Raw genomic sequence first — 1,575 nt, 5'->3', positions numbered from 1 at the left:
CAATTTGAACCGATAGCTATGGATGATGCCGCCCTCATCAGAAAGACGATCCGCAACTGTACCGCCGTGCTTGTGGCTGCTATCGGAATCGGGGTCGCAATCCTGGCCCCACTCGGAGAGGATCGGCTAGGGGCAATGATGGCAGGTGCCGCCGTTCTCTACTTGAGTCCAACACTACTGGTGGGCCTCGGGAAACGGATGGATGAATTCGGCTCCGATACTGGTAACGACCGGGATGATCCCGGAGATTCCGAGCGTACGAATACCTGACCGGATATGATTTCGTGTCCTACTGAGCACGGTTCTCTAGCAAATACACTGATTGATTATGGATGAATCAGGTATGAGCGAAGGCAGGGGCCCGCACCCTACCCGTCGGCAAGCCCTACAAACAATAGGGGTTACCTCTCTCACCGCCGTCGCGGGCTGTAGCGCATTACGGGATCGGCTCCGCCCACGGATCCATCATCACGATGCTAATATCACGCCACGGGCCAGTGCGGGTACCGATCCGTGGCCGACTCTTGGGCACGACTCCCACCGCACGAACGGAGCCGATAGACCGGGGCCGACCACTGATGCTTCGTTACGGAAATTCCGCGCCGCGAAAACGTTCCCACAGACCCAACCGATCGTCATCCAAGAACAGATCATCTTTCCAGGAGTCGTCGAGAGACCACGGCGCAACCTGGACGACGAGGAGTTCGGCCACCGATTCGAGGCCGTGGATCTCGCCTCGAAGGACACTGTCTGGAGGGTCAAGACGCCCGTCCACCCTGCCCCGGCGCTTGTCGCGGGCCGCACCGCGTTCTGCCCCTTCGGCGGGAGCATCATCGCGGTCGATATCCGTGACGGATCGACGTACTGGCGGTACGCCGCCGGGAGCGGGCTCGATACCGGATCGCCGGCACTCGTCGATGGTACGCTCTTCGTGCCGGGTCGTCGCAGTGTGGTTGCACTCGACGCGATCACCGGCAAGAAGCGCTGGGGAGCGGGTCCGACGCTCGAAGGGAACGTCGTCGGAATCGCTGTCACCGACGAGGTGGTGCTGGCAAACGGCGGAGCCAGCGCCGACCCACTCATTGCATTCGAGCGACGGACCGGTGCGGTTCGCTGGACTGCATCGTCCGTCGGGACGCACCTACCGGTCACTGATGGGAAGACAGTATACCTAACGGGCGCTCGTCAGTCCGGGCATTTAGAGGCTCGGTCACTATCAGATGGGAGTAAGGTGTGGAGTCGGATGGACGTTGAGGGTTCACACCGTCCAGCAGTAGCAGATGACACCCTCTATACGCCGAGCGCGTACGAGAACGGCCAGCGTGAGTTGCTTGCGATCGATATTGCGACTGGGGATGCTCGATGGCGGACGCCGATCGGGCCGACGGTACTCACCGGCCCACCGGTAGTCAGCGCCGAGTCAGTATACGTCCAGACCGGACGTGATGGGCAGGTGTTGATCATCGGATATGACCGGCAGACGGGCGAGCGCCGTGCGGAATGGTCGCTCCCGATGGGCGTGACCGACTCCCTCGCGCTCGGGGACGGGGCATTGTATCTCCTCGGCCAACCGGA

Annotated in this window: 2 protein-coding genes; both read left to right on the top strand. The window is 61.6% G+C overall.

Annotated elements, in window-relative coordinates:
• A partial coding sequence (locus tag ACQUQ0_RS17525) for a hypothetical protein (protein WP_435187033.1) occupies nt 1–270 on the top strand: 270 nt, incomplete at its 5' end.
• 454 nt (nt 271–724) lie between these two features.
• A partial coding sequence (locus ACQUQ0_RS17520; RefSeq protein WP_435187031.1) for a PQQ-binding-like beta-propeller repeat protein occupies nt 725–1,575 on the top strand: 851 nt, incomplete at its 3' end.

It is taken from the genome of Halobellus sp. EA9 (genome assembly GCF_051195055.1).
GTDB classification, from domain to species: Archaea; Halobacteriota; Halobacteria; order Halobacteriales; family Haloferacaceae; genus Haloquadratum; species Haloquadratum rubicundus.
This window is presented reverse-complemented; position numbering and strand designations above follow the sequence as displayed.